This window comes from Pseudomonas sp. G5001, assembly GCF_013385475.1.
Lineage (GTDB): Bacteria > Pseudomonadota > Gammaproteobacteria > Pseudomonadales > Pseudomonadaceae > Aquipseudomonas.
In genome coordinates, this window is the sequence record NZ_JACAPZ010000044.1 from 1 (window position 1) to 2,597 (window position 2,597).

At 59.9% G+C, this 2,597-nt stretch carries 4 protein-coding genes; all 4 read left to right on the plus strand.

Annotated elements, in window-relative coordinates; genetic code table 11:
• Window positions 1-137 (plus strand): hypothetical protein (locus HX805_RS28625; protein ID WP_177010130.1); only part of this gene is annotated, 137 nt, incomplete at its 5' end.
• A 100-nt stretch (window positions 138-237) separates the two neighbouring features.
• Window positions 238-960, plus strand: coding sequence for an ABC transporter permease (locus HX805_RS28630; RefSeq protein WP_003220032.1), 723 nt, complete (start codon window positions 238-240; stop codon window positions 958-960).
• A 16-nt stretch (window positions 961-976) separates the two neighbouring features.
• A complete protein-coding gene (locus HX805_RS28635) occupies window positions 977-1,714 on the plus strand; it encodes an ABC transporter permease (protein WP_003220033.1) in 738 nt (245 codons plus the stop codon).
• A 17-nt stretch (window positions 1,715-1,731) separates the two neighbouring features.
• Window positions 1,732-2,523 carry an ABC transporter ATP-binding protein gene (locus HX805_RS28640; protein ID WP_003220035.1) on the plus strand — a complete coding sequence of 264 codons (792 nt, stop codon included), beginning with the start codon at window positions 1,732-1,734 and terminating at the stop codon, window positions 2,521-2,523.
• Window positions 2,524-2,597: the final 74 nt, after the last annotated feature.

The following is a 2,597-nucleotide window of genomic DNA, read 5'->3' on the forward strand; positions in this document are numbered from 1 at the left end:
ACGAAGCCGCCGAGCGTATCGCTCGCGTGCTGCACAACGACCCGGCGACCGGTGTGATGCGTCATGCGGATGCGGGCTACCAGATCGCGATTGATTGCGCCAAGGAGCAGGGTTTGAACCTGCCGATGGTCAAGTAAACCAGGCAGGCAGTTGCACCCTTTGCTTCATGGACGTCGGGCAGGTTGAGACGGATTTCAAGGTTCCGGTGCTTTATGTGTTTTCGGTAGGAGTGACTTGATGAGTCTCATGCAGATGCTCAGTTTTGGCGACACGGGTTGGGGGATGGCCTTGCTCAAGGCCGCCCTCATGACCGTGTTGTTGACCCTTGCGGCGCTGGTGGTCGGTGCGCTGGTCGGCAGCCTGGTGGCCATGGCCAAGCTTTCCAAAAAGCGTGCCTTGCGATACCTGGGGGATGCCTATTCCATCCTGTTCCGGGGGATTCCGGAGCTGTTGGTGATCTACCTGTTCTATTTCGGCGGTGCCAGTGTGGTGACGGCCGTCAATCACTGGTTTGGCGGTGAAGGCTATGTCGATGTCCCGCCGTTCATGGTGGGGGCCATCGCCGTCGGATTGATCTCGGCGTCGTATCAGGCTGAGGTCTATCGCGGTGCCTTTATCGCGGTGGCCAAGGGTGAGCTTGAGGCAGCACTGGCGATCGGCATGAACCGCGCAACGCGGATTCGCCGGGTGCTGATCCCGCAGATCTGGCGGTACGCGCTGCCGGGCCTGGGCAACGTCTGGCAAATGAGCCTGAAAGACTCCGCGCTGATTTCGGTGATTGGCCTGGTGGAACTGATGCGCGCCAGCCAGGTGGCGGCGGGTTCCACGCGCCAGTACTTCACGTTCTACATCGTCGGCGGCGTGTGCTACCTGATTCTGACCGGGCTTTCGGGCCGTCTTTTCAATATTGCCGAAGCGCGCGTACAGCGTACGCAGCGGCGCAATCCTGCACAGTCGTGAGAAGGGACCGTTTGCCATGATCGATTTCGCCTTTCTTGCCGACACCATGCTCAAGTTGCTGGGTGCCTTGCCCATCACCCTGGCCTTGTTTTTTTCGTCCCTGACCCTGGGGTTGCTGCTGTCGCTGGGCGTGGTGTCCATGCGCGTCAGCCGCTGGCCATTCCTCAGCTACCCGGCGCGTTTCTACATCATGCTGTTTCGCGGCACGCCGCTGATGATCCAGATGTTCCTGATCTATTACGGCCTGGGGCAGTTCCCGGCGATTCGCGACAGCTTCCTGTGGGTGGTGTTGAGGTCGCCTTATGGCTGCGCCGTGGTCTCCCTGGCGCTGTGCACCGCCGGTTACACCGCTGAAATCATTCGCGGTGGCCTGCTGAGCGTGCCTCAAGGGCAGATCGAAGCGGGGCAGGCGGTAGGCATGGGGCGTTGGACCCTGCTGTGGCGAGTGATCGGCCCCGTCACCTTGCGCCAGGCGCTTCCGGCCTATTCCACCGAGGCCATCTTGCTGGTCAAGTCCACCGCGCTGGCCAGCCTGGTCACCGTGTGGGACGTCACCGGCGTGGCGCAACAAATCATCCAGCGTACCTACCGCACCATGGAAGTGTTCATTTGTGCGGCGTTGATCTACCTGATCCTGAATTTCCTGGTGGTGCGTGTGGTGGCCTGGATTGAACATCGTCTGTCGCCCCACCTGCGTGAGCGGCCGAAAGACGTGCCGGTCAAGCAAACCCCCGAACCTATTTCTCATTCCTGATTGCAGCGGAGCTTGTCATGAGTACTCAGATTCAGAGCGCCCTTACGGTTAACAACATTCACAAGGCTTTCGGTTCGGCACAGGTTCTCAAGGGGATCTCGCTGGAGGCTCACAAAGGTGACGTGATTTCCATCCTCGGTGCCAGCGGTTCGGGCAAGAGCACTTTCCTGCGTTGTATCAACCTGCTGGAAACCCCGGACGAGGGCAGTATTGTGCTCGACGGCGAAACCATCGAGCTCAAGCGCCAGCGCAACGGTCGGTTGTTGCCTGGCAGCACGCGGCAGGTGGAGACCATGCGCAGCAAGCTGGGCATGGTGTTCCAGAGTTTTAACCTGTGGTCGCATATGACGGTTTTGCAAAATGTCATCGAGGGGCCGATGCGGGTGCTCAAGCGTTCGAAGGCCGAGTGTGTGGAGGAAGCTGAGCAACTGCTGCACAAGGTGGGGCTTTATGATCGCCGTGATTATTACCCGGCGCATTTGTCGGGTGGGCAGCAGCAGCGGGTGGCGATTGCCCGGGCGTTGGCGATGAACCCGCAAGTAATGTTGTTTGACGAGCCGACGTCGGCGCTGGACCCGGAGTTGGTGGGGGAGGTGTTGCGGGTGATGCGGTCGCTGGCCGAGGAAGGGCGGACCATGTTGGTGGTGACCCATGAGATGGGGTTTGCGCGGCATGTGTCCAATCGGGTGGTGTTTATGGCCAATGGGTTGATTGATGCCCAGGGCACCCCGGCGGAGTTGTTTGAGGGGTTGCCGACTGAGCGGTTTCGGCAGTTTGTATCGAGTCATACGCAGCGTAGTGCGGAGTAGTGGTTGGGTGTTGGTTGGGTTTGGGTATATATCCGTTGCTGCGGTAACGGCCGCTTATGGTTTCGCTCTTACAG

Excerpts from the sequence above, each read along its gene's own strand:
- HX805_RS28640 (WP_003220035.1), top strand. The coding sequence starts at position 1,732 with ATGAGTACTCAGATTCAGAGCGCCCTTACGGTTAACAACATTCACAAG.
- HX805_RS28630 (WP_003220032.1), top strand. The coding sequence starts at position 238 with ATGAGTCTCATGCAGATGCTCAGTTTTGGCGACACGGGTTGGGGGATG.
- HX805_RS28635 (WP_003220033.1), top strand. The coding sequence starts at position 977 with ATGATCGATTTCGCCTTTCTTGCCGACACCATGCTCAAGTTGCTGGGT.